Annotated in this window: 25 protein-coding genes; 14 read left to right on the top strand and 11 right to left on the bottom strand. The window is 60.3% G+C overall.

The window, feature by feature from the left end:
* The first annotated feature begins 38 nt into the window (after window positions 1–38).
* The 4 genes from RTCIAT899_RS16355 to RTCIAT899_RS16340 all read left to right on the top strand — a co-directional run bounded on the left by RTCIAT899_RS16355 (window position 39) and on the right by RTCIAT899_RS16340 (window position 5,078).
* Window positions 39–659 (top strand): J domain-containing protein, encoded by a 621-nt coding sequence (locus RTCIAT899_RS16355; protein ID WP_015341342.1) that lies wholly within the window; start codon window positions 39–41, stop codon window positions 657–659.
* 308 nt (window positions 660–967) lie between these two features.
* On the top strand, window positions 968–1,957 hold the full coding sequence (gene cobS, locus RTCIAT899_RS16350) for a cobaltochelatase subunit CobS (RefSeq protein ID WP_015341341.1): 990 nt from the start codon (window positions 968–970) through the stop codon (window positions 1,955–1,957).
* A gap of 119 nt (window positions 1,958–2,076) precedes the next feature.
* Window positions 2,077–3,978: a cobaltochelatase subunit CobT gene (gene cobT, locus RTCIAT899_RS16345; protein WP_015341340.1), complete on the top strand. Its 1,902-nt coding sequence runs from the start codon at window positions 2,077–2,079 to the stop codon at window positions 3,976–3,978.
* A gap of 17 nt (window positions 3,979–3,995) precedes the next feature.
* On the top strand, window positions 3,996–5,078 hold the full coding sequence (locus tag RTCIAT899_RS16340) for an esterase-like activity of phytase family protein (protein WP_015341339.1): 1,083 nt from the start codon (window positions 3,996–3,998) through the stop codon (window positions 5,076–5,078).
* Window positions 5,079–5,174: 96 nt separating this feature from the next.
* Here RTCIAT899_RS16340 and RTCIAT899_RS16335 read toward each other — a convergent pair whose 3' ends face one another.
* Window positions 5,175–5,810, bottom strand: a complete 636-nt coding sequence (locus RTCIAT899_RS16335) for a queuosine precursor transporter (RefSeq protein ID WP_015341338.1) — start codon at window positions 5,808–5,810, stop codon at window positions 5,175–5,177.
* A 117-nt stretch (window positions 5,811–5,927) separates the two neighbouring features.
* Window positions 5,928–6,227, bottom strand: a complete 300-nt coding sequence (gene rpmB / locus RTCIAT899_RS16330) for a 50S ribosomal protein L28 (protein WP_004107717.1) — start codon at window positions 6,225–6,227, stop codon at window positions 5,928–5,930.
* 237 nt (window positions 6,228–6,464) lie between these two features.
* On the opposite strand from rpmB, the gene RTCIAT899_RS16325 reads away from it, so the two are divergent.
* Both RTCIAT899_RS16325 and yddG read left to right on the top strand, forming a co-directional pair.
* The gene (locus RTCIAT899_RS16325; protein WP_015341337.1) at window positions 6,465–7,241 is read left to right on the top strand and encodes a DUF3108 domain-containing protein; all 777 of its coding nucleotides are present in this window, start codon (window positions 6,465–6,467) and stop codon (window positions 7,239–7,241) included.
* 113 nt (window positions 7,242–7,354) lie between these two features.
* The gene (gene yddG, locus RTCIAT899_RS16320) at window positions 7,355–8,254 is read left to right on the top strand and encodes an aromatic amino acid exporter YddG (protein WP_015341336.1); all 900 of its coding nucleotides are present in this window, start codon (window positions 7,355–7,357) and stop codon (window positions 8,252–8,254) included.
* Between the two features lie 21 nt (window positions 8,255–8,275).
* Here the strand turns inward: yddG and RTCIAT899_RS16315 are convergent, their stop codons facing one another.
* The 3 genes from RTCIAT899_RS16315 to gloB form a co-directional block, all read right to left on the bottom strand.
* Window positions 8,276–9,391, bottom strand: coding sequence for an esterase (locus RTCIAT899_RS16315; protein ID WP_210305060.1), 1,116 nt, complete (start codon window positions 9,389–9,391; stop codon window positions 8,276–8,278).
* Window positions 9,392–9,567: 176 nt separating this feature from the next.
* Window positions 9,568–9,993 carry a cupin domain-containing protein gene (locus RTCIAT899_RS16310; protein WP_015341334.1) on the bottom strand — a complete coding sequence of 142 codons (426 nt, stop codon included), beginning with the start codon at window positions 9,991–9,993 and terminating at the stop codon, window positions 9,568–9,570.
* The gene (gloB, locus tag RTCIAT899_RS16305) at window positions 9,993–10,763 is read right to left on the bottom strand and encodes a hydroxyacylglutathione hydrolase (protein ID WP_041677995.1); all 771 of its coding nucleotides are present in this window, start codon (window positions 10,761–10,763) and stop codon (window positions 9,993–9,995) included. Before gloB ends, RTCIAT899_RS16310 begins: the two co-directional genes overlap by 1 nt.
* 53 nt (window positions 10,764–10,816) lie before the next feature.
* Between gloB and RTCIAT899_RS16300 the strand changes: the two genes are divergently transcribed.
* The 4 genes from RTCIAT899_RS16300 (at window position 10,817) to RTCIAT899_RS16285 (ending at window position 14,190) form a co-directional block, all read left to right on the top strand.
* A complete protein-coding gene (locus RTCIAT899_RS16300) occupies window positions 10,817–11,596 on the top strand; it encodes a class I SAM-dependent methyltransferase (RefSeq protein WP_041677690.1) in 780 nt (259 codons plus the stop codon).
* A 102-nt stretch (window positions 11,597–11,698) separates the two neighbouring features.
* Window positions 11,699–12,808, top strand: a complete 1,110-nt coding sequence (hisC, locus tag RTCIAT899_RS16295) for a histidinol-phosphate transaminase (protein WP_041677689.1) — start codon at window positions 11,699–11,701, stop codon at window positions 12,806–12,808.
* A complete protein-coding gene (locus tag RTCIAT899_RS16290; protein WP_015341330.1) occupies window positions 12,805–13,734 on the top strand; it encodes a prephenate/arogenate dehydrogenase family protein in 930 nt (309 codons plus the stop codon). The genes hisC and RTCIAT899_RS16290 overlap by 4 nt, the downstream gene beginning before the upstream one ends.
* A 27-nt stretch (window positions 13,735–13,761) precedes the next feature.
* Window positions 13,762–14,190, top strand: a complete 429-nt coding sequence (locus RTCIAT899_RS16285; protein ID WP_015341329.1) for a GNAT family N-acetyltransferase — start codon at window positions 13,762–13,764, stop codon at window positions 14,188–14,190.
* Window positions 14,191–14,194: 4 nt separating this feature from the next.
* On the opposite strand, the gene RTCIAT899_RS16280 is transcribed toward RTCIAT899_RS16285, so the two are convergent.
* On the bottom strand, window positions 14,195–15,208 hold the full coding sequence (locus RTCIAT899_RS16280) for a DUF2125 domain-containing protein (RefSeq protein ID WP_015341328.1): 1,014 nt from the start codon (window positions 15,206–15,208) through the stop codon (window positions 14,195–14,197).
* 11 nt (window positions 15,209–15,219) lie between these two features.
* Here RTCIAT899_RS16280 and RTCIAT899_RS16275 point away from each other — a divergent pair, with 11 nt between their 5' ends.
* Window positions 15,220–15,792 (top strand): gamma-glutamylcyclotransferase, encoded by a 573-nt coding sequence (locus RTCIAT899_RS16275; protein WP_081598386.1) that lies wholly within the window; start codon window positions 15,220–15,222, stop codon window positions 15,790–15,792.
* Window positions 15,793–15,819: 27 nt separating this feature from the next.
* Here RTCIAT899_RS16275 and RTCIAT899_RS16270 read toward each other — a convergent pair whose 3' ends face one another.
* From RTCIAT899_RS16270 to ftsE, 4 genes are all read right to left on the bottom strand, one after another.
* Complete coding sequence (locus RTCIAT899_RS16270; protein ID WP_015341326.1) at window positions 15,820–16,623, bottom strand: lysophospholipid acyltransferase family protein; 804 nt, start codon at window positions 16,621–16,623, stop codon at window positions 15,820–15,822.
* A gap of 141 nt (window positions 16,624–16,764) precedes the next feature.
* Window positions 16,765–17,487, bottom strand: a complete 723-nt coding sequence (locus RTCIAT899_RS16265; protein WP_085999182.1) for a YdcF family protein — start codon at window positions 17,485–17,487, stop codon at window positions 16,765–16,767.
* A 69-nt stretch (window positions 17,488–17,556) separates the two neighbouring features.
* On the bottom strand, window positions 17,557–18,600 hold the full coding sequence (locus RTCIAT899_RS16260; protein ID WP_376766857.1) for a cell division protein FtsX: 1,044 nt from the start codon (window positions 18,598–18,600) through the stop codon (window positions 17,557–17,559).
* Window positions 18,593–19,252 (bottom strand): cell division ATP-binding protein FtsE, encoded by a 660-nt coding sequence (gene ftsE, locus RTCIAT899_RS16255; RefSeq protein ID WP_015341323.1) that lies wholly within the window; start codon window positions 19,250–19,252, stop codon window positions 18,593–18,595. The genes RTCIAT899_RS16260 and ftsE overlap by 8 nt, the downstream gene beginning before the upstream one ends.
* 210 nt (window positions 19,253–19,462) lie before the next feature.
* On the opposite strand from ftsE, the gene RTCIAT899_RS16250 reads away from it, so the two are divergent.
* From RTCIAT899_RS16250 to RTCIAT899_RS16240, 3 genes are all read left to right on the top strand, one after another.
* Window positions 19,463–20,128 (top strand): hypothetical protein, encoded by a 666-nt coding sequence (locus RTCIAT899_RS16250; protein ID WP_015341322.1) that lies wholly within the window; start codon window positions 19,463–19,465, stop codon window positions 20,126–20,128.
* A gap of 141 nt (window positions 20,129–20,269) precedes the next feature.
* Window positions 20,270–20,818 carry a hypoxanthine phosphoribosyltransferase gene (gene hpt, locus RTCIAT899_RS16245; protein ID WP_015341321.1) on the top strand — a complete coding sequence of 183 codons (549 nt, stop codon included), beginning with the start codon at window positions 20,270–20,272 and terminating at the stop codon, window positions 20,816–20,818.
* Between the two features lie 159 nt (window positions 20,819–20,977).
* Window positions 20,978–21,337, top strand: coding sequence for a response regulator (locus tag RTCIAT899_RS16240; RefSeq protein WP_015341320.1), 360 nt, complete (start codon window positions 20,978–20,980; stop codon window positions 21,335–21,337).
* Between the two features lie 45 nt (window positions 21,338–21,382).
* Here RTCIAT899_RS16240 and RTCIAT899_RS16235 read toward each other — a convergent pair whose 3' ends face one another.
* On the bottom strand, window positions 21,383–21,808 hold the full coding sequence (locus tag RTCIAT899_RS16235; protein ID WP_015341319.1) for a cupin domain-containing protein: 426 nt from the start codon (window positions 21,806–21,808) through the stop codon (window positions 21,383–21,385).
* Window positions 21,809–21,829 lie beyond the last annotated feature (21 nt).

Here is a 21,829-nt window from a genome sequence, read left to right as displayed (position 1 = left end):
TTGTTGTGGGGTATCCAAGGCCCCATAATTAGGACGCCATGAGACTTGATTCAAAATATTTCGATCGCATTCGCACCCGCCGCAAGCGCGCGCAGGAACCCGAACAGGGTCCGCCGACGTGCCAGTGGGACGGCTGCGACAAACACGGCACGCATCGCGCCCCGGTGGGGCGCAATGCGGAAGGGCAATTCTTTTTGTTCTGCTTCGAGCACGTCAAGGAATACAACAAGGGCTACAATTATTTCTCCGGCCTCTCGGATGGCGAGATTGCGCGTTATCAAAAGGAAGCCATCACCGGCCACCGTCCGACCTGGACGGTCGGTGTCAACAAGGCTGCCAAGAACAGTCCGCTTCAATCGGATATCCGCTCCGGCTCCTATTCCCGCGTTCGCGACCCATTCGGCTTCGTTAGGGAAGGCGAGGGGCAGGGGCGGGGACCGCGTTTCCCGCAGCAGCGCAAGCTGAAAACGCTGGAGGCGAAGGCCTTCGACACAATGGGCCTTGACGCCAATGCCGCGGCTCCGGAAATCAAGCGCCGCTACAAGGAATTGGTGAAAATGCACCATCCCGATGCCAATGGCGGCGATCGCGGCTCGGAAGAGCGTTTTCGCGCGGTCATTCAGGCCTATCAATTATTGAAGCAGAACGGTTTTTGTTAATTCCCGTCCTTGCTCTCCGCCTTCAATCAGGTATGGTCCAAATCGGCTGAAGCTGCGGGCAACCGCGGCAGGGTGCGCATTTGGCTAGCTGCACCTCGGTCAACTTTCCGGACGCGGCGTTTCTTGTCCGGGGACTCTGTTCAAGGATGCTCGCAAGCGATCATATATCGCGCCGAGATTTTGCTTTAGTCCCGGAGAAGTATCGCCGCTGTTCCGACCGAACGGATGCGGGCAACAAGCTGCGGCGTTTCGGAAAAATCGGCTGAGTTTGATATGGCAGGGTGAGAGCCACCCGCCCTGGAGACATGATGAGCAAGATTGACCTTGATATTTCCGAGATCCCCGATACCACCGTTTCGGTCCGTGAAGTCTTCGGCATTGATTCCGATATCCGCGTTCCGGCCTACAGCCAGGGCGGCGCCTATGTACCCGATCTGGATACGGACTACCTCTTCGACCGCGAGACCACGCTCGCCATTCTCGCGGGCTTTGCTCATAATCGCCGCGTGATGATCTCGGGCTATCACGGTACCGGCAAGTCCTCTCACATCGAGCAGGTCGCTGCGCGCCTCAACTGGCCGTGCGTGCGTATCAACCTCGACAGCCATGTCAGCCGTATCGACCTCGTCGGCAAGGATGCCATCGTCGTCAAGGATGGCCTGCAGGTCACCGAATTCAAGGACGGCATCCTGCCCTGGGCCTATCAGCACAATGTCGCGCTCGTCTTTGACGAATATGATGCCGGCCGTCCGGACGTGATGTTCGTCATCCAGCGCGTACTGGAATCCTCGGGCCGCCTGACGCTGCTCGACCAGAGCCGCGTCATCCGTCCTCACCCGGCCTTCCGCCTGTTCGCGACCGCCAACACCATCGGTCTCGGCGACACGACTGGCCTCTATCACGGCACGCAGCAGATCAACCAGGCACAGATGGACCGCTGGTCGATCGTGACGACGCTGAACTATCTGCCGCACAACAACGAAGTCGATATCGTGCTGGCAAAGGTAAAATCCTTCCGCAACGACAAGGGCCGCGACACCGTCTCCAAGATGGTGCGCGTTGCCGACCTGACGCGTGCGGCCTTCATGAACGGCGATTTGTCGACCGTCATGAGCCCGCGTACCGTCATCACCTGGGCCGAGAATGCGGAAATCTTCGGCGACGTCGCCTTTGCCTTCCGCGTTACCTTCCTCAACAAGTGCGATGAGCTGGAGCGGCCGCTGGTCGCCGAGCATTATCAGCGCGCCTTCGGTGTCGAGCTGAAGGAAAGTGCTGCCAATATCGTGCTCGAAGCCTAGAACATTTCCGCTTTTCTTCGAATCGCGAAAACGTTCTATCTTTTTGTTTTGACGCAATTCCGGATTGAAAACTGCTATGCATTTTTCCTGGAATTGCCTTAGGGAAAAGCCGATACATCATGTCAGGTCGCGGAGATAATTCCAAAGCGAAGCCGGGTGCACCGGTGGACATGGAGCCGTTGCGCCGGGCGATCACCGGCTGTGTCCGCTCGATCGCCGGCGATGCCGAGGTCGAGGTGGCCTTTGCCAACGAACGTCCGGGAATGACCGGCGAGCGCATTCGCCTGCCGGAACTTTCAAAACGGCCGACGGCGCATGAGCTGGCGGTGACACGCGGCCTCGGTGATTCGATGGCCCTGCGGCTTGCCTGTCATGATGCCCGTGTCCATGCCGTGATGTCGCCCCAGGGTTCCGATGCACGCAGCATCTTCGATGCCGTCGAGCAGGCCCGTGTCGAATCGATCGGCTCGCTGCGCATGAGCGGCGTTGCCGCCAACCTCAATTCCATGAATACGGAAAAATACGCCAAGGCGAATTTTTCCGGCATCGAACGGCGCGAGGATGCGCCGATTGGTGAGGCTATGGCGATGATTGTGCGCGAGAAGCTGACCGGTCAGAAGCCGCCGGAAAGCGCCGGCAAGGTGCTCGACCTATGGCGCCCCTTTATCGAGGAAAAGACCGGCGGCCAGCTCGAGAACCTGTTGTCGTCGATCAACGACCAGCAAAGCTTTGCCCGTGTCGTCCGCAACATTCTGACGGCCATGGAAATGGCCGAGGAATATGGTGACGAGCAATCCGAGCCCGACAGCGAGGACCAGCAGAGCGAAGAGGACAAGCCGAGCGGCAAGGATCAGAACGACGACGACGTCAAGGAAGACGAAGGCGCCGATGCCGCTCCGGCCGAGGATAGCGAAGCCTCCGACGAGCAGATGGAAGACGGCGCGACCGAAGACGGTGGCGAGATTTCCGACGATGATATGAGCGAAGAAGGCGAGGAAGATTCGGAAACGCCGGGTGAGACCCGCCGTCCGAATACGCCTTTCGCCGATTTCAATGAGAAGGTCGACTATCACGTCTATACGGAGGAGTTCGACGAGACCACGACGGCACAGGAGCTGTGCGATGTGGCCGAACTTGAGCGTTTGCGTGCCTTCCTCGACAAGCAGCTTGCGCATCTGCAGGGCGCCGTTGGCCGGCTCGCCAACCGTCTGCAGCGTCGCCTGATGGCGCAGCAGAACCGCTCCTGGGATTTCGATCTGGAAGAGGGCTACCTCGATCCGGCCCGTCTGCCGCGCCTGATCATCGACCCGACGCAGGCGCTGTCCTTCAAGATGGAGCGCGACACGCAGTTCCGCGATACGGTCGTGACGCTGCTGATCGACAATTCCGGCTCGATGCGCGGACGACCGATCACGGTTGCCGCCTCCTGCGCCGACATCCTGGCCCGCACGCTCGAGCGCTGCGGCGTGAAGGTCGAGATCCTCGGCTTCACCACCAAGGCGTGGAAGGGCGGCCAGGCGCGCGAGAAGTGGCTCGCCAGTGGCAAGCCGCAGACGCCGGGCCGTCTGAACGACCTGCGTCACATCATCTACAAGTCCGCGGACGAGCCCTATAGACGGTCTCGCAGCAATCTTGGCCTGATGATGCGCGAAGGCCTGCTCAAGGAAAACATCGACGGCGAGGCGCTGATCTGGGCGCATAACCGGCTGCTCGGTCGCCGCGAACAGCGCCGCATCCTGATGATGATATCGGACGGTGCGCCGGTCGATGATTCCACGCTGTCGGTCAATCCGGGTAACTATCTGGAGCGGCATCTGCGCGCCGTCATCGACCAGATCGAGACGCGTTCGCCGGTGGAACTGCTGGCCATCGGTATCGGCCATGATGTGACGCGCTATTATCGCCGCGCCGTCACCATCGTCGATGCCGATGAGCTTGCTGGCGCTATGACGGAACAGCTTGCCTCGCTGTTCGAGGATCAGACGAGCATGCCGCGCTCGCGCATGCGCCGCGCCAGCTGAGCCCGCTCAGGTTTCCCTTGGCATCGGCCTTGCGGCCGGTGCCTTTTCCCGGCAATGTTGCCGCTTTGCGGCGCTGGCCTGTTGCCGCGAAATCCATGTGTTTCATCGCGATGGTCGTGGGTTTGCTCTCGGGCTGCAGTTCCGGGAACGACACCGACGAGCGTGGCCAAGCGGCAATTCAGACCAAGGTCATTTCCACCTTCACGCGAGGCTCGGATCAAACGCGCTTCGGCGCACTGGAATTTCTCGGTGGTCTTGAGTTCAGCTCGGATAATGCGCTTCTCGGCGCTGTTTCGGCCATTCGTTTTCGCGACGATCAACGCCATTTCATTTCGGTGCTGGATACCGGCCATTGGCTTACAGGCGCCATCGAACGCGACCAGGACGGGCGGCTGAAGGGGATCAGCGATGCGCGGATTGCGCCTATGATCGACCGCTTCGGCGAGACGGATGCGGGTGATGGGGTCATGGATGCCGAAGGCTTGGCGTTGCGCGGCGATCACGTCCTTGTCAGCTATGAACAATATCACCGCGTCGATACCTATCCCGATCCGGGTTTCGCGACATCGCTGCCCGATGGCACCATGCCCATCCCGAGATTGGAGCTGCGGTCCAATCGCAGCCTCGAGGCGCTGATGATTGCGCCGCAGTCGAGCCCGCTTGCCGGCGGCGCGGTGATCGTCGCCGAAGACAGTCTGGATGATCAGGGTAATCTGTTCGCCGCCGTTTTGGACGGGCCGCTGCAGGGACGCTTCACCGTGAGGCGCCATGGCGGCTTCAATGTCAGCGACGGCGTCTTTCTGCCGGATGGCGATCTATTGCTGCTGGAGCGGCGCTTCGAGCTGATCCATGGTCTCGGCGTGCGTATCCGCCGCATCGCCGGCGCGGATATCAAGCCGAGTGCCGTCGCGGATGGCGAGGTTATCTTCGCGGCTGGCTCCGGAGATCAGATCGACAATATGGAGGGCCTGGATGTCTTCCGGGCAGCCGACGGCTCCCTGCATCTCGTCATGGTCTCGGACGACAATCATTCCATTCTGCAGCGCAGCCTGATGCTGGAGTTCAAGCTGCATGACGACAATATCGTCAGCCAGAATTGAGAGTGGCGAGCGGCCTGGTTCTCGGCCGCTGCCATCCTCCTTGTCAGGAAATGGTGCCGCGCGTCACATTGAGGCGCGCGGCGGATCATTTGGCCGTCAAGCCGTCGGAGCCTGCGGCATCGGCTTCAACATGTTCATCAGAGCGCCATAGGGCAGCAGCATGACGAGGCCGACGGTGACCTTGACCGAGAAATCGCCGATCGCCCAGGAAATCCAGCGCGGTGCCGAGGTGGAAAACGCGCCAAGGATCGGCGCCCATTCGATCGCGAAGGAATCGTTCGGCCCGAAGAAGACGAAGAAAGGCGCGAAGGCGAAGGAGAAGAAGATCAGCGTATCAAGCATCGAACCGATCAGCGAGCCGAACAGCGGCGCGCGCCACCAGGCCAGGCGGCGCAGGCGGTTGAAGACCGAGATGTCGAGCAGCTGGCCGGCGAGATAGGCCGAACCGGAGGCGATCGCGATGCGCGGCTGTGCCGTGTAAAACGACAGGGCGACACCAACGACGAAGCCCGCAAAGACGACCTTGCGCGCGGCCTTCGGGCCGAACTGGCGGTTGGTCAGATCGGTGATGAGGAAGGCGACCGGATAGGTGAAGGCGCCCCAGGTGAGGATATCCGCGAGATTGATACCGGCGAGCGTCGCCTGCAGCGGATACTGCACGAGGATATTGGAAGCGACGACGACCAGCGTCATCAGCAGAACGTAGATAAGGGTATGACGTATCGTCAGCATTTTTTTATCCTGGGAGATGCCACCAGTTGAAAGAAACCGGACATGGAAAAAGGCTTGTCCGGAGATGATCCGTGCAAGCCTCTTAGCCGGTATGAAATCGCGAAGTGCTAGGGCTGCTTAGGCAGCAACGGCAGCTTCAGCGGACTTCTTGACGATCTGGCGACGCAGCAGGCGAGCACGCATGCTGAGTTCGTTTTCGCTTGCCTTGATAAGGAAAGCGTCCAGACCACCGCGATGCTCGACCGAACGCAGCGCTGCAGCGGAAACGCGCAGACGGTAGCGCTGGCCGAGAACGTCGGAGATCAGCGTGACCTGGCAAAGGTTCGGCAGGAACCGACGCTTGGTCTTGTTATTGGCGTGGCTAACGTTGTTGCCCACGAGGACGGCCTTGCCGGTCAATTCGCACATGCGGGACATGGTACACCTACTTTTGTTTTTCTCGGCTATCGAATAGACATGCCGGGCAAAACCCGACGCGCAATCCAACAGGCCATAATTGGAAAGTTGCGGTTCTATAGTCAGAGAGGCTGGCCGCGTCAAGCCAAACCTTGTGTTTTCCCGCAATTCCGTCAAAAAGCTGCTGTTGTCTGACGCTCGCAGCAGGCGAGCAAAGCAACTATATAACTTGCCTGATCCTCGTTGAAGGCCTTGATCATGGTTCAAATTCGGAAGTGGCTTCTCATTTCAGCGATCGTTGCGTCGATGCCGTCCATGGCGTCGGCCGATGTGCTGCGGCATGAAACGCGCTATCGCGTTTCGCTGGCCGGCCTGCCGATCGCCAGGGCGGATTTCAAGACCGAAGTTACCGGAAAGCAGTTCACCATTCGCGGCGATATCACCTCTGCGGGCCTTGCGGATCTCGTGACCTCGATCGATGCGAAAACCGATGTGACCGGCGTCGTCGACGACAGCAAGCTGCAGGCGACGCATTACACGCTCTTCTACAAGAGCGGCAAGAGGGAGCGCACCTATGACGTTGCCTATACCAACGGCAACGTGACGTCGAACACGATCACACCCGAACCGAAACGGCCGGACACCTGGGTACCGGTCACGGGGAACGACCTGAAATCCGTGCTCGACCCGATATCGGGTATGATCTTTCCGATTACGCCCAGCCTTAACCTCTGCAATCAGACGCTGGCCGTCTTCGATGGCGAGATGCGGATGGATTTGAAGCTGTCGCCGAAGGGATCGCACCCCTTTTCGACGGAAGGCTTCAAGGGCAAGACCATCGCCTGCGGCGTGCGCTTCACGCCGAAGAGCGGCTATAAGAGCACGCGCAAGGACTATCTCTATCTTGCCAAGAGCGACGATATGGAGATCTGGTTCGCCAAGGCGGATACCATGAATGTCTACGCTCCTGTCTACGTCCGTATCCCGACGCAATACGGAACGGTGACGATCACGGCTGTAAAATACGGCAGCTAGACGCGCCGCTGTTTCACAGAACGCTTGACGCTTCCCGTCGTTGTTTCTACGCAATTTCACGAAAATTGCTGGGTATTTCGCGGGCTCGGGACGTCCGCGGCAAGGGGACAGGAATGAAATTTCGCGCGACGTTGACAGGCTTTTTGGCCATTTTGATGTGGTCGTTTCTGGCGCTTTTGACCGTCGCTTCCGGGAAGATGCCTCCCTTCCAGCTGCTTGCCGTCTGTTTTGCGATCGGCAGTATTCCGGGCATCATCGTTCTTCTGCTCAGGCCCGAACGGCTGCAGCTGCTGCGCCAGCCCGCCAAGGTCTGGATCACAGGCATTGTCGGCCTGTTCGGCTATCATTTCCTTTATTTCACCGCATTGCGCCACGCGCCTGCGGTGGAGGCTGGCCTGATCGCCTATCTCTGGCCGTTGCTGATCGTCGTCGGCTCGGCGATGCTGCCCGGCGAGCGGCTGCGCTGGTATCATATCGTCGGCGCCTTGATGGGGCTTGCGGGTACGGTTCTGATCGTCGGCCGCAACGGCTTTCATTTCGAAGGCGCCTATGCCGTCGGCTATGGCGCGGCATTTCTTTGCGCTTTCACCTGGTCCGGTTATTCGCTGATCACGCGTCGTTTCGAGGCCGTTTCCACCGATGTCGTCACCATCTTCTGCCTTGTGACGTCGATTCTCTCCTTTTTCTGCCACCTTGGCCTCGAGGAGACGATTTGGCCGGAGAACCCGGCCCAGTGGATCGCCGTGCTTGGTCTTGGGCTTTTTCCGGTCGGAGCAGCTTTCTATGCTTGGGATTATGGCGTCAAGAACGGCGATATCCAGATCCTCGGCGCGGCAAGCTATGCCGCACCGCTGTTGTCGACGCTGATCCTGACGCTATTCGGTTTTGCCGAGCCAAGCTGGGGCATTGCGCTTGCCTGCCTGCTCGTGACTGGAGGCGCGGTCCTGGCCGCCCATCGCATGATCCTGCGCCGGGGCGACGCAGAGCAAACACGGGCGGAAGCGGCGGAATAGCTCCGCCGTCCCCGCTGCCATTTATTTCTTGAAGACTTCTTGCAGGAAGGCCACGAGCGACGGCCGCCAGACATCCATTTCATGCTGGAGATCCGGATATTCGTGGTATTCGTGCTTGATCTTCTTGTCGTCAAGCGTCGCCTTCAAGCCCGCGACGTCCTTGCCGACGACCTGGTCCTTGCTTCCGACCGTTACCGTGAAGTTGTGCAGGGCCTTGTTGATCTTCTCCGGCTCGTTCAGCACGGCATCGACGGTCTTGTTCGGAACGGTGGTCGTGCTGACGCCGCTGAAGGTTGCGACCCAGCCGAAGGTATCCAGATGTGAAAGACCTGACACGAGGGCCTGATAGCCGCCCTGAGACAGGCCGGCCACGGCGCGGCCGCTCGTCTCGTTTCGCACCCGATAATGCTTCTTCATGTAGGGGATAAGGTCTTCCGTCAGCTCGCGATCGGCTGCCTCGGCGTTCGCCGGATAGAAATTCGCGCGTCGATCGGCAGCCGGGAAATTCTCGGCGATCGCGTTCGGCACGTCGGTTTCCGTATCCGGAATGACGACGATCATCGGCTCGATCTTCTTGTCAGCAAGGAGGTTGTCGAGGATCTGCGGTGCGCGGCCCTGGAGGACCCAAGATCCCACAGTATCGCCGAAGCCGTGATAGAGGTAGAGCACGGGCAGCGGCTTGGAGGAATCGGTGTAGCCGGGCGGTGTGTAGACATACATTTGCCGTTCCGAATCGAGCGCCTTGGAATGCAAGGTCACCAGCCGCAGGTCGCCATGGGCCACGTTGCGGATATCGAGAATGCTGCCGGGCACCAGGATCAGGCTGGTATTGACCTGTCGCTGCGGCTTGGGCGCATTGGTGCCGGGATCGATGCTGCGGAAACCGTCGATGTTGAAGTAATATTCGTAGAGATTCGGCTTCAGCACCTCCGTCTTCGCACTCCATGTGCCGTCGTCGCCGCGTTGCATGGCTATGGGATCGCGCGAGCCCAAGGTGACGGAAACTGCCTTTGCCGCTGGCGCATAGAGGCGGAAGGTGATCGAGCCGTCCTTTTCGACCGAGGTTACGAAGTTTTTCAGGGGCTGGGCGGCCGGCGGCGAGGCCGGTGCATCGAGGGCAAAGACAGGGGCGCTCATGATACAGCCTGCCGCGACGAGCAAAGGAAACAATAAACGCACGAAAAAACCTCCTCCAGATGAATCAATTTTCACTCTCCCCGTGTAAAGCTGACACAGCACACAGCTTTTTCAAGGCCATCGCTGCGCGCTGTCTGGCCGCATCCTGTGTGATGTCAATGAAAGGTGAAAGAGGTTCAGTCTGAGGCTGGATTCCAGTCCGGCGGCGCCATCTCGAAGCTCGAAAATTCGAAGCCGGGGGCGACCGTACATCCAACAAGCGTGAATTGCCCGAGGCTTTCGGCCGATTGCCACCAGTTGGCCGGAATGATCGCCTGCGGGCGCTCACCCTTTGCCAGATCGAGGCCGAGCACCAGTGTTTCGCTGGACCTGCCGTCAGCAGAGCGATGCAGGGCGAGAGGCGCCCCGGCATAATAGTGCCAGACCTCGGCAGCGTCGTGCACCCGGTGCCAATGCGAGCGTTCGCCGGCCTCGAGCAGATAGTAGATCGCCGTGGAATGGCCGCGATCGCCGCCGTTATCGTCGCGAAAGGTCTGCACGTACCAGCCGCCTTCCGGATGCCGCTGCATGGAGAGCGTTTCGATGATCTCCTTTGCCTGCATCAGAAATTATCCTTGCGCTTGCGGATCTCGGCAAAGACCTCATCGTTGCTGCGGCTTTCCATCAGCAGGTTGCGGCGGATCGCGGGATCGGCAGCGCGCAGGAACGGGTTGGTTTCCTTCTCCAGCGCCAGTGTCGTCGGGATGGTGAACTTGCCTTCCGCCCGCAGGGCTTCGATATCCGCCGCGCGTGCCTTCAGCCGCTCGTTGTCCGGGTCGATGGTCAGAGCGAAGCGCGCGTTGGAGAGCGTATATTCATGGCCGAAATAGACGGCCGTTTCGTCCGGCAGGACCGCAAGCTTCTGAAGGGAGGCCCACATATCGATTGCCGGCCGTTCGAACAGGCGGCCGCAACCGAGCGCAAACAGCGTGTCGGCGGCAAAGAGCAGCTTGTCGTCGGCAAAATGATAGCAGACGTGTCCGGCGGTGTGGCCGGGCGTTTCGATGACATTGACCGTATGGCCGGCAAACTCGAACGTATCCCCATCAGCGACGGCGCGATCAAGGCCCGGGATGGCGACCGCCTCGTTGATCGGGCCGATGATCTCCAAGCCGAATTGTTCCTTCAACGCCAGATTGCCCTCGACATGATCGGTATGGTGATGCGTGGTCAAGATATGGCTGATGGTCCAGCCACGACGATCGGCGGCCTTCAGGATCGCATCTGCTTCCGGAGCGTCGATCGATGCCGTCAATCCGGTTTCAGGATCATGGACCAAGACGCCGTAATTGTCGGAACGGCAGATAAAAATCTCTAATTCCAATGGTTTCATGATCGAAATCGTCCTCATCTTTTCCGTGAGTAGAGAATGTAAGCCGTTCGGCCTTGAAGTCCAACGTTCGGCTGATAACATTTGTTTCGATGCATACCGATATCGTCGATCTTCGTCAGTTTTATCATTCCGAGCTTGGTCGCTTGGCGGAGCAGTCGATTGCCATGGCGCTGTCCTCCATCTGGGCGCGCATGCCGGAGGAGCGGCTTGTCGGCCTTGGCTATGCGGTGCCTTATCTCGACCGTTTTCGTGCCGACACCGAACGCACCTTCGCCTTCATGCCGGCGGGACAGGGTGCAGTGAACTGGCCGATGGGCTCAGCCTCGGCGACGGCCCTGATCTTCGACGAAGAACTGCCGCTGCCGGATAGTTCGATCGACCGTGTGCTGATGGTGCATTCGCTGGAATTCGCCGAAAGCCCGCGCGAGACGCTGAAGGAGCTTTGGCGCGTTCTGGCGCCCGGCGGGCGGCTGGTCATCGTCGTGCCGAACCGTACCGGCGTATGGGCGCGCATGGAGCACACGCCATTCGGCTCAGGCCGGCCGTATTCGCGCGGCCAGCTCACCTCGCTGCTGCGCGAAACCAATTTCACCCCAGGCGCGACCGCGGAGGCGCTGTTCTTCCCGCCTTCGAAGCTGCGTACGGTGCTGCGGTTGCGCCGCGCCTTCGAGCGGATCGGCCGAACCCTATGGCCGGCTTTTTCCGGCGTCATCATCGTCGAGGCGCAGAAGCGGCTTTATCAGGGCCTGCCCGTTGCCGTCCGCGCCTCGCGCCGTGTCTTCGTGCCCGTGCTGGCGCCGCGCGGCATACCGACGACGCGCGATGGCGCGTGACGCTTTCGCCGTAGCGCCGACACTCGACAAATTTATCAATCCGCTTTAATGCGACGGGGTGTCATAAACCGGAATTTTCCGGTCTTTCCCAAGGTCGATCCCATGAGCATGGAAATGAGCAAGCCCGTCCCGCGTCCCGGCATTCTCGATATCGCTGCCTATGTGCCGGGCAAGGAGCATGCGCCGGGCGTTGCGCGCGTGTTCAAGCTCTCCTCCAACGAGACGCCGCTTGGCGCCAGCCCCAAGGCCATCGAAGCCTTCCGCGGTGCTGCCGGCAATCTCGAGCGCTATCCGGACGGACAGGCCAAGGAATTGCGCCAGGCGATCGCCGATGTGCATGGGCTGAATGTGGCCAATATCCTCTGCGGCGCCGGCTCGGACGAGCTGCTTGGCCTGCTCTGCCACACCTATCTCGGCACCGGTGACGAAGGCATCATCACCGAGCACGGCTTCCTGGTCTACAAGATCCAGATCATGGCCGCCGGCGCGACGCCGGTCACCGTCAAGGAAAAGGATTGCACCGTCGATGTCGACGCGATCCTCGCGGCGGTCACGGAGAAGACCAAAATGGTCTTCATTGCCAATCCGGGCAATCCGACAGGTACCTACGTGCCGGTCAGCGAGATCCGCCGCCTGCAGGCAAGCCTGCCCAAGCACGTCATCCTCATCCTCGACGCGGCCTATGCCGAATATGTACGCCGCAACGACTACGAGGCTGGCCTTGAGCTCGTTTCCGCAAACCAGAATGTCGTCATGACGCGTACCTTCTCCAAGGTTTACGGCCTGGCAGCCCTTCGTATCGGCTGGATGTATGCCCCGGTCGATATCGTCGATGCGATCAACCGCGTGCGCGCTCCGTTCAATTTGAACAGCGCGGCCATTGCTGCCGGAGCCGCTGCCATTCGCGATCAGGCTTTCACGGAAAAGGCGGTCGCGCATAACACGCTCTGGATCGAGAAGATGACGGCTGCGCTCGAGGCTCTCGGCCTCAAGGTGACGCCGTCGGTTGCGAATTTCGTCCTGTTCCACTTCCCTGACAGCGACGGCAAGCGCGCCGTGGAGGCCGATGATTTCCTGACGAGCCGCGGCTATATCCTGCGCGCTGTGCGGGCCTACGGCTTCCCGAATTCGCTGCGCTTGAGCATCGGCACCGAAGAGGCCAATCTCGGCGTCATCGACGCTCTGGCCGAATTTATGGGACGCAAGGCATGAGCAACATCCAGTTCGACCGCATCGCCCTTATCGGCATCGGCCTGATCGGCTCTTCCATCGCCCATGACATCAAGCGCCTCGGTATCGCAAAGGAAGTGGTGATCTCGACACGCAGCGCCGAGACGCTGAAGCGTGCCGAAGAGCTGAAGTTGGGCGACCGCTATACGCCGTCCTCAGCCGAAGCCGTGAAAGACGCCGATCTCGTCATCGTTTCCGTGCCGGTCGGCGCTTCGGCGAGTGTCGCCAAGGAAATCGCCGCGCATCTGAAGCCGGGCGCCATCGTCACCGATGTCGGCTCGACCAAGGCATCGGTCATCGCGCAGATGCAGCCGCACATGCCGTCCAACGTGCATTTCATTCCAGGCCATCCGCTGGCAGGCACGGAGAAATCCGGTCCGGATGCAGGTTTCCCGGGGCTGTTCAAGGGACGCTGGTGCATCTTCACGCCCGTTCCGGGCACCGACGAGGTCGCGATCAAGACGCTTCGCACCTTCTGGGAAACTCTGGGCTCCCGTGTCGACGAGATGGACCCTGAGCATCACGACAAGGTGCTGGCGATCGTCTCGCATCTGCCGCATCTCATCGCCTACAACATCGTCGGGACCGCTGATGATCTGGAGACGGTGACCGAATCGGAAGTCATCAAATATTCGGCATCCGGTTTCCGTGACTTCACCCGCCTTGCCGCATCCGATCCGACCATGTGGCGCGATGTCTGCCTGCACAATCGCGATGCTATCCTGGAGATGCTGTCGCGCTTTTCCGAGGACCTGGCATCGCTGCAGCGCGCTATTCGCTGGGGTGACGGCGACAAGATCTTCGAACTGTTTACCCGCACCCGCGCCATCCGCCGCTCGATCGTCGAAGCCGGCCAGGATGTCGACGTGCCTGACTTCGGCCGTCATGCGCTGGATGTGAAGGAATAGGCGTTCTTATCCCACGGAAGGCCGGTCATGATCGTCAGACGCGGATGCTCTGAAGATTTGCCTCGGCTCACTGCGCACGATGACGTCCGTGACGACTGGATCAAGCGTTGCATTGAGTTGGGCGAATATTTTGTCGCCGAGCAGAATGGCGAGCTTGTCGGCTTCCTGCGCTTCAGCCGCTTCTGGGGCAAAATCCCCTATATGGACATGATCCGCGTACTGCCATCATACCGACGCGAGGGTGTTGGAACAGCCCTGTTCCATGCGTGGGAACGCGCCATGATCGAAGAGGGTGTCGGGCATCTGATGACATCGAGCGAATGGGCGGAAGCTGAGCCGCAGGCGTGGCATCGCCGCAACGGCTTCAAGGCGGCCGGTAGCATAGACCTCCGCATCGTCCAGCCGAGCCCGGAGATATTCTTTGTGAAGAATATCTCCGGGATCCGCAAAGGATAGACTCTCAGATCGGCGGGATCTTGCCGAGCGGGATGAAGCCGCTGAGCGAGAGGCGGCCGCGATCGGCCGTCAGATCGACGGAAACCTTATCGCCGCCATTGGCAAGCGCCTTCAGCATCTTCGTGGCCGTTTTGATGATGTTCTTGGCGGCGGGAAGCGTCGCCGTCAGGCTATCGCCCCAGGGGCCGATCTGATTGATCTCCAGCTTGAACTGGCCGGACAGGAAGCCTTCATCGTCGAAATTGAAGGGCCCGGAAAGCGTCATGATGCGGCCGTCGCCGATATCGATGACGGCCTGATGCAGTACGCCCGCCGAGCCGCGAAGCCCCTCGCGGTCGCTGCCGTCAAGCAGGCCGGCCTTGCCTGACAGCGTCATATTGGCGCTGGTCGATGCGGTCGGCAGGGTCTGCGGGAAATCCTTGATCACGGCATTGGCATTTTCGACGCCGATCGCGAAATCCAGATCGCTGCCGTTCTGGCTGGCATGCATCTCCGTGTGGGCGGCTGTGACATTGACGCTCTGGCCGGTGACGGAGGAGACGATGCCCGCCTTCAGCCCATTGATGACGGTCTGGGTCTGCGCCACGCCGCGGCCCTTGGCGACGAGATTCGATTGCAGGTCGGCCCATTCTGCCGATACGGCCAGGCCCTCCGTCGTCCGCAACGCGGCAGGAGATTTCAGGCTCCAGCTCACATGGTTGGGCTGGAAGACCGGTGCGGAGGCGCTGAGCCTGTCGAAACTGGTGGAGACGCCCCGCGTCTGGTTGTCGATCGCCACCGTGTCGCAGGTCAGCCCGATGGAGAAGGGGAAGCCGTTGAAGGCCATGTTCTCGCATTTGCCGGCAACGCCGGCGCTGTTCTGCTGGCCGAGCGCCTTCAGGATGTTGGCCCTGACGAAACCAGTCGCATAGTACCATCCGCCGGTGTAAAGACCGCCCAGGACCACGACCAGCCCCAGAAGGATGAGCCACAGACGCCTGCCTCGACCGGTCGTTACGCTCTGGCTTGACGCTGCCATGTTGTTCTCCAATGGTTGGACTGAAGCTTCACAGTGATTTGGCGTTGGATATGGACGAATTTTGGGTGTTTGGCTACGGATCCCTCATGTGGAACCCGGGCTTTGATTATGACGAGCGGGCCGAGGCCCTTATTTTCGGTTATCGCCGCTCGCTCTGCGTCCGTTCCTGGGTCCATCGCGGCACGGAAGAAAACCCTGGCCTGGTACTCGGCCTCGATCGCGGCGGTTCCTGCCGCGGCATGGCCTTCCGGGTTCCCGCCTCCGATTGGGATGAGGTGCTGACCTATCTGCGCGAACGCGAGCTCGTCACCAACGTCTATCTGGAAAAGACGCTGCCGATCCGGCTCGCCGACGGGCGGCGCGTGACCGCCGTCGTCTATGTCGTCGATCGCAACCATAGGCAATATGCCGGCTCGCTGGATGCCGTCGAGGCGGCGCATGTGGTGGAAGCTGCCATCGGCCGCTCCGGCCCGAACGATGCCTATGTCTTCAATACGCTGACGCATCTGCGGGACATGGGCATTCGCGATCACTGGCTGGAGCAGGTCGCCGGCGAGGTGGAGCGGATGCGAAAGGCATCCTGAACCTATCGCATAGAATCAAGAGCTCGCTCAGACTGCGGCGGTGACCGGCTTTGTCTTGCCGATTTCGGCCAGGCGCTGGACTGCGGTCGGAGGAAGCGGCAGATGCGGATTGTTGGCGACCGTCTCGACCAGCAGCTCGTCGCTCGCTCTTTCCGTTTCCTCGATCAGGCGCGCGAAAAAGGCATCGGGATCCATGCCGGGCTCGATCGGCGGCAGGATGCGCACCTTGATATGGCCGGGATATTTGCGGAAGGTGCGGCGCGGCCAGAAAAGGCCGGGATGCATGGCGACCGAGACCACGGGAATTCCAAGATCGCGATACATGCGGGCAATGCCGTACTTATAGACTGGCTCGGCGCCCGGCGGGCGGCGCGTACCCTCGGGATAGATGATGAGCTGTCGGCCGGTGGCGAGCTCTTCGCGCGTGCGCTTCAGAACGTCGAACATCACCTTGCCGCGGGCGCTGCGATCCACCGGGATCATGCGCTGCTTCTTCGCATACCAGCCGAACAGCGGGATCCACAAAAGCTCGCGCTTCAGGATATAGACCGGATCGTCGAGATAGGGCAGCAGCGCGAATGTATCCCAGAAGGATTGGTGCTTTGGCGCAAAGATGAAGCTGCCCTTGGGGAGATTTTCAAGACCCTCGATCTCGAAGGTGGTGCCGACGATCTTCTCCATCAGCCAGGTGCTGGATTTCGCCCATGCCTTCGGGATCGCGTAGGCCGCCTTGCGCGGCATGAGGAAGTAAATCGGCGTCAACACGATCATGCGAATGATCAGATTGGCATAAAAGGCCGTGTTGAACAGGATCGAACGCAAGATAATCATCGAGGCTTTTCCAATGCACCGGCTTGCGCCGGCATCCGGAGGTTTGCCTACACGATTACAGCGTCAATAAAAAGTCGGTCTTTGCGTGGTTTCGCGCCTTCAGGTGCGTTGCCTCTCCGAGATTGGCCTTTGCTGCGAGCCTCAGTCGTCGTCTTGAGCCGGCTGCCGCGAGCGCAGGCCTACCGGCCGGCCGAGGCCGGTCAGGTTGCGGGCACCGGCGAGGAGGACCTTCGCATATTCGGAGATCATCGTCCGGAGCGCATTCGGGTCCGTGAACCAGTTCTTGGTCTTCAGATCGGAGTTGACGACCGGATAGGGAATGAAATCGGTCGAGGGGTCGACATATTTCAGTTCGGCGAGGCTGCGGGGCATATGGTAGTTGTTCGTGACGACGAGAACGCTCTTGTAGCCTCTGGCGTGAATCCACTTTGCTGCTTCGCGGGCATTGCCGATCGTATCGAGCGCGTCGTAGCCGATGTCGACACAGCAGCTGAACAGGCTGGCAGAACTCTGCGTCAATTTGCGAATCTGCGTTGGCGTGGTGGTCGGATGTGCGCCCGAGATCAGCAGGCGGTTTCCGGCGCCGCTCCGTAGCAGCTCCACCGCCTGATCGATCCGCTGATAGCCGCCCGTCAGCACGACGATGGCATCGGCCTTCGGCTCGAGCGGCGGTTTCAAGGTAGTGATCGAATCGGCAAAATGGAGGAAGCCGCCGAAAACGATGGCGGCGAGGAAGATGAAGGCGAAGCCGCCCCAGCGCAGGAGACGCCGGAACAGGCTGCGGCGCACGGGTCTTTCGCCGCTGGGGCGTGTCCGCAGCGACTGCAAACTCACGGTCTTGCGAGTCGTCAGATCCATGCTCATGATTCGCTATTATACGCCAATTGCGGCAAGGAACGGGCTGGCAAACAGTAAAAAAACATCGCTGAAGCGTCAATTCGGTACGCTATCCGTCCGCCCGGGATCGGAACGGATCAGATCGATCTCATAGATCGTGTGCATGACGGTGAAACGTGCCGTCAGCGTCGTCAGCAGCGCGATGATGATCATGGTGGCGAGAATGCCGACATAGCCGAGCGCGCCGACGGAGAAAGTCCCGAACAATGCGGTTGCCTGATCGGTCTGCGGTGTGGCGATCGTATGGCTTTGCAGCAGGCCGGCCGTCGCGAAGAAAAGCGCGGCAAGGGCGCTGCCGGCTCCCGAGCCTTTGAGGCTGATCTTCAGGAAATGCTTCTGGAATTCGTTGGCGACGAAGGTGCTTTCTGCGCCGACGAAATGCAGGACTTCGACGATATGGCGGTTGCCCGACAATGCGCCGCGCGTGGCGAAGACCACCGTCAGGACCATGGCGGTGAAGACCAGCAGCAGGACGCCCGTGCCGATGAGAACGGTGGTGTGCGCCATCGACACGAGCCGGTCGACCCAGGTGCGGTGGTCGTCGAGCGTCGCTTGCGGGATCTGCGCCTTGAGCAATGCGCGCATCGCTTCGAAATCAGGTGGATGCGTCTCGTCGATGGTGATGATGACGAGGCGGGGGACAGGCAATTCCTTGATATCGAGGCCGGCGCCAAGCCACGGTTCGAGGAGGCGCGCGGTTGCCGCTTCATCGACAATCTGGCCCGATTTGGTGCCGACGAAGCTCAATGCGATATCGCGGGCGCTCGCGAGCGCCTTTTCCATGTCGAGATTGTCATCCGGCTTGATCTGGATGGTGATCTCGCGGGAAATCTGGCTTTCCCAGCTTGCCGCCGTCGAGCGCACCATGCTGACCGCACCGAGCGTCAGGCAGGCGAGAAAGGCCATGATGGCAATGACTACGATGAGCGCATTGCCCTGAATGTTCGAGGACGGCACGATCGGGCCCGTCGGGCGAACGCGCATCTCCGGGCGCTTGCGTTCGGCCGGTGCCGCGGGCGCTTGCCGTGCCTGCGATGCTCCGGCATTCGAGGCTGTCCTGCGGGGGCGGGGGTCAGTCATAGATATCGAGATGCCCCCCCGATAGGATCATGCGTCTCGCCTCGATCTGGTCCATCAAAGCGAGATCGTGCGTGGCAATGACCACAGCAGTCCCGAGCCGGTTAAGCTCGAGAAAGAGATTGAGCAGGCGGCGCGCCATCGGCGGATCCACATTGCCCGTGGGCTCGTCGGCAAGCAGGATTTCCGGGCGGTCGATGAGGGCCCGTGCGATGGCCGCGCGCTGTTTCTCGCCACCCGAAAGAACCGGCGGCAGCACATTGATGCGCTCGCCAAGGCCTACCCATTTCAAAAGTTCGAGGACGTCGGTGCGATAGGAGCTTTCATCCTTGCCGCGCACGCGGAGCGGCAACGCAACGTTTTCATAGGTCGTCAAATGCTCGAGCAGCCGGAAATCCTGAAAGACGATGCCGACGCGGCGGCGAAGCAGCGGCAGTTCGTTGCGCGGGATCGAGGAGATCTCTCGGTCGAACATGCGGATCAGCCCACGCGTCGGCTGCAGCGACATGAAGAGCAGCCGCAACAGTGTCGTCTTGCCGGCGCCGGAGGGGCCAGTCAGGAACTGGAACGATTTCCTCGGTATGTCGAAGCTCAGGTCGCGGAGGATTTCCGGACCCATGCCATAGCGCAAACCGACGTTCTCAAAATGAATCAACGGGCAGTCCAGTCTTCTGCAGGGTTCAATCAGGCGACTTGTTAACCAATGGCATTAACAGCCGGTAAATTTTTCTGGAAAGGCGCCCTATTCATGGCGATCTTTGCGAAGCATTAACCAATAAAATTTACGACTGGGCAGGATTCGTTTCAATGCCCAGATTGGCAATGGGCGTCGAAACCATGTGGATCACCGCAACGGGAGGCCATCATGGGCGCTTTTCGCCACCGTCAACAGCAGGCGGGGCTGGTTTATGACCTCATTCCGCCCGAACGAGGAGCGGGGTCGGGCCAGATGCATTACGTCATGCCGAAGCCCGATATCGTCGATGCCGAATTCGTGACCGTTTCCGCCGCACGCGGACGGACTGCCTCCGGCGTCAACATGCGCTATGGCGGGCATACCAGACCAAAACCGCAACCCGTGACGCGCAAGACCACCTTCTCACGCATCCTGTCCGTCTTGCGCGGTGTCGAGGAGGTCTTGCAGCAGGCGTCGCGGCGCAGCTTCGTCGCGCTGATCATTTGCCTCGCAATCTTGATCTTCGGTCTTTCGGGCGGTTTTTCGGGTCTCTCCAACGCCCCCGCCGAGGCGACGTCCGATCCGCTGCAGTTCTCGCATGTCACGCTGACGCCAAGGGATGAGAGCGGGCTGCCCGTCTTGAGATTGAACGGCATCATCGAGAACGTCAGCGGAGCAACGCTTTCGGTTCCGCAGGTGCGCGCCGATCTTTTCGCCGGCGGCCAGCTGGTCAGGAGCATCATTGTGGATACGCCCGTCGATCGCCTCGGGCCGCATGAAAGCCGCGGATTTTCGACGCGATTGCAGCATCCCGGTGGAAAAACGCCGGATGTCCGGCTTTCCTTCATGCCGTAGGGGGTGTGTCGGACTTGCCGATTGTGCTAGGGGCTACTGCTTTAGAGTGCTACAGCGACCTTTGCGCGTCATATGTGACACGCGGCGCTATAGAGCTTGATCGGCGGCCAGGGGCCGCTTAGCCATGGAGCATGCCAATCAATGCCTGTCGTACGCGGGAAGAATATCGAGCCGCTTTTCACTGCCGAGCAGATTGCCGAGCGCAATCATGCCTTGGCGAAGGAAATCGCCAAGGGGCCGACGAAGGACCTCCTCGTCATCGCCATCCTCAAGGGCTCATTTATCTTCGCAGCCGATTTGCTCCGTGCTCTGCATGAGACCGGGCTCGCCCCGGAGGTCGAGTTCATCACGCTTTCGAGCTACGGCGCCGGCACGACGTCGCAGGGCGTGCGCATCGTCAAGGACATTGACAGCGACGTTCTGGATCGCGACGTGCTGTTGATCGACGACATTCTGGAATCGGGCCGCACGCTGCGTTTCGCCAAGGAACTGCTCTATGAGCGTGGCGCCCGCAATGTCACGCTGGCCGTCCTGCTCGATAAGAGCGTCAAGCGCCAGGAAGAGCTGGAGGCCGATTATGTCGGCTTCGAATGCCCCGATTATTTCGTTGTCGGCTACGGCATGGATGTCGCCTACGCTTTCCGCGAATTGCCCTTCGTCGGTGTCGTCACGGGCGACGCCGAGGCCTGATCTTGAGTTAATGCAGGCGGCATGTCCGCCTGTGCCATTCTGCTCCAGCGATGACGAACCGTTAACCACGGAGCTTGATCGCCTGTCCGCTGTTTACCTATCGCAAACGGAATTCTGGTGATTTCGGTCGCGGAACATGACGGACCAGGAGCACGGACCATGGCAAAAATTCTGATCACGGAAGACGAGGACTCGCTGCGCAGCTTCGTCGCCCGCGCGCTGCGCTTGGACGGCCACGAGACCGAAGAGGCGGCAGACGGAGCGGAAGGCTTGGAAAAGCTGAAAGAGGGCGGCTATGATCTGCTTCTCTCCGATATCCGCATGCCCGTGATGGACGGTATCGAGCTCGCGCATCAGGCACATTCGACGTGCCCGGGAATGAAAATCCTGCTGATGACCGGCTATGCGGAGCAGCGCGAGCGTACCGATGACCTCATGGAAAAGATCGTCGACGTCGTTGCCAAGCCATTTGCGCTGCCGGACATCCGCAAGGCTGTTGCGCGGGCCTTGGCTGCCTGACATTTGTCAATTGTCGCGCAGTCACTTCCTGTGCCGGCTCCATCATCATTTGCGGATGGGGCCGAAATCGTCATCCGGATAGTAGATGGTTTCCTCCCCCGGCTTTCTTGAGCCAACGACAATCATCGTCACGGGGGCGGTGGAGTGATTGAGCAAATGATGGGCATTCGGTTGGCCCGCCGGAAATCCCACGATAGCGCCAGGCCCGAGAATATGGTGACCATTTTCGTCGATCAGCGTCGGCGTGCCCGTTAGAATATAGAGAAACTCGTCCTCCGCCATATGCCAGTGGCGCGATGAAGACATGCCGCCGGGATCGAGGGTGACGAGATTCACGCCAAATTGCGTGATGCCTACAGCTTTGGCCAGCCGAATCTCGTGCTTGCCGCTCAGTCTCACATCTGCGTCGGCAACGCCCGGCAGACCTGTCGTGACAGGCAAATCCGAAATACGGGCAAGCTTGGTCTCCACATAATCCCCCTTTACGAAGCA

The organism is Rhizobium tropici CIAT 899, assembly GCF_000330885.1.
Taxonomy (GTDB): domain Bacteria; phylum Pseudomonadota; class Alphaproteobacteria; order Rhizobiales; family Rhizobiaceae; genus Rhizobium; species Rhizobium tropici.
Note: the sequence above shows the minus strand (reverse complement) of the source record. Positions and strands in the feature narration are given on the sequence as shown.

Excerpts from the sequence above, each read along its gene's own strand:
- RTCIAT899_RS16355 (WP_015341342.1), top strand. The coding sequence starts at position 39 with ATGAGACTTGATTCAAAATATTTCGATCGCATTCGCACCCGCCGCAAG.
- cobS (WP_015341341.1), top strand. The coding sequence starts at position 968 with ATGAGCAAGATTGACCTTGATATTTCCGAGATCCCCGATACCACCGTT.
- cobT (WP_015341340.1), top strand. The coding sequence starts at position 2,077 with ATGTCAGGTCGCGGAGATAATTCCAAAGCGAAGCCGGGTGCACCGGTG.
- RTCIAT899_RS16335 (WP_015341338.1), bottom strand. The coding sequence starts at position 5,810 with ATGCTGACGATACGTCATACCCTTATCTACGTTCTGCTGATGACGCTG.
- rpmB (WP_004107717.1), bottom strand. The coding sequence starts at position 6,227 with ATGTCCCGCATGTGCGAATTGACCGGCAAGGCCGTCCTCGTGGGCAAC.
- RTCIAT899_RS16325 (WP_015341337.1), top strand. The coding sequence starts at position 6,465 with ATGGTTCAAATTCGGAAGTGGCTTCTCATTTCAGCGATCGTTGCGTCG.
- yddG (WP_015341336.1), top strand. The coding sequence starts at position 7,355 with ATGAAATTTCGCGCGACGTTGACAGGCTTTTTGGCCATTTTGATGTGG.
- RTCIAT899_RS16315 (WP_210305060.1), bottom strand. The coding sequence starts at position 9,391 with ATGAGCGCCCCTGTCTTTGCCCTCGATGCACCGGCCTCGCCGCCGGCC.
- RTCIAT899_RS16310 (WP_015341334.1), bottom strand. The coding sequence starts at position 9,993 with ATGCAGGCAAAGGAGATCATCGAAACGCTCTCCATGCAGCGGCATCCG.
- gloB (WP_041677995.1), bottom strand. The coding sequence starts at position 10,763 with ATGAAACCATTGGAATTAGAGATTTTTATCTGCCGTTCCGACAATTAC.
- hisC (WP_041677689.1), top strand. The coding sequence starts at position 11,699 with ATGAGCATGGAAATGAGCAAGCCCGTCCCGCGTCCCGGCATTCTCGAT.
- RTCIAT899_RS16290 (WP_015341330.1), top strand. The coding sequence starts at position 12,805 with ATGAGCAACATCCAGTTCGACCGCATCGCCCTTATCGGCATCGGCCTG.
- RTCIAT899_RS16285 (WP_015341329.1), top strand. The coding sequence starts at position 13,762 with ATGATCGTCAGACGCGGATGCTCTGAAGATTTGCCTCGGCTCACTGCG.
- RTCIAT899_RS16280 (WP_015341328.1), bottom strand. The coding sequence starts at position 15,208 with ATGGCAGCGTCAAGCCAGAGCGTAACGACCGGTCGAGGCAGGCGTCTG.
- RTCIAT899_RS16275 (WP_081598386.1), top strand. The coding sequence starts at position 15,220 with ATGGTTGGACTGAAGCTTCACAGTGATTTGGCGTTGGATATGGACGAA.
- RTCIAT899_RS16270 (WP_015341326.1), bottom strand. The coding sequence starts at position 16,623 with ATGATTATCTTGCGTTCGATCCTGTTCAACACGGCCTTTTATGCCAAT.
- RTCIAT899_RS16265 (WP_085999182.1), bottom strand. The coding sequence starts at position 17,487 with ATGAGCATGGATCTGACGACTCGCAAGACCGTGAGTTTGCAGTCGCTG.
- RTCIAT899_RS16260 (WP_376766857.1), bottom strand. The coding sequence starts at position 18,600 with ATGACTGACCCCCGCCCCCGCAGGACAGCCTCGAATGCCGGAGCATCG.
- RTCIAT899_RS16250 (WP_015341322.1), top strand. The coding sequence starts at position 19,463 with ATGGGCGCTTTTCGCCACCGTCAACAGCAGGCGGGGCTGGTTTATGAC.
- hpt (WP_015341321.1), top strand. The coding sequence starts at position 20,270 with ATGCCTGTCGTACGCGGGAAGAATATCGAGCCGCTTTTCACTGCCGAG.
- RTCIAT899_RS16240 (WP_015341320.1), top strand. The coding sequence starts at position 20,978 with ATGGCAAAAATTCTGATCACGGAAGACGAGGACTCGCTGCGCAGCTTC.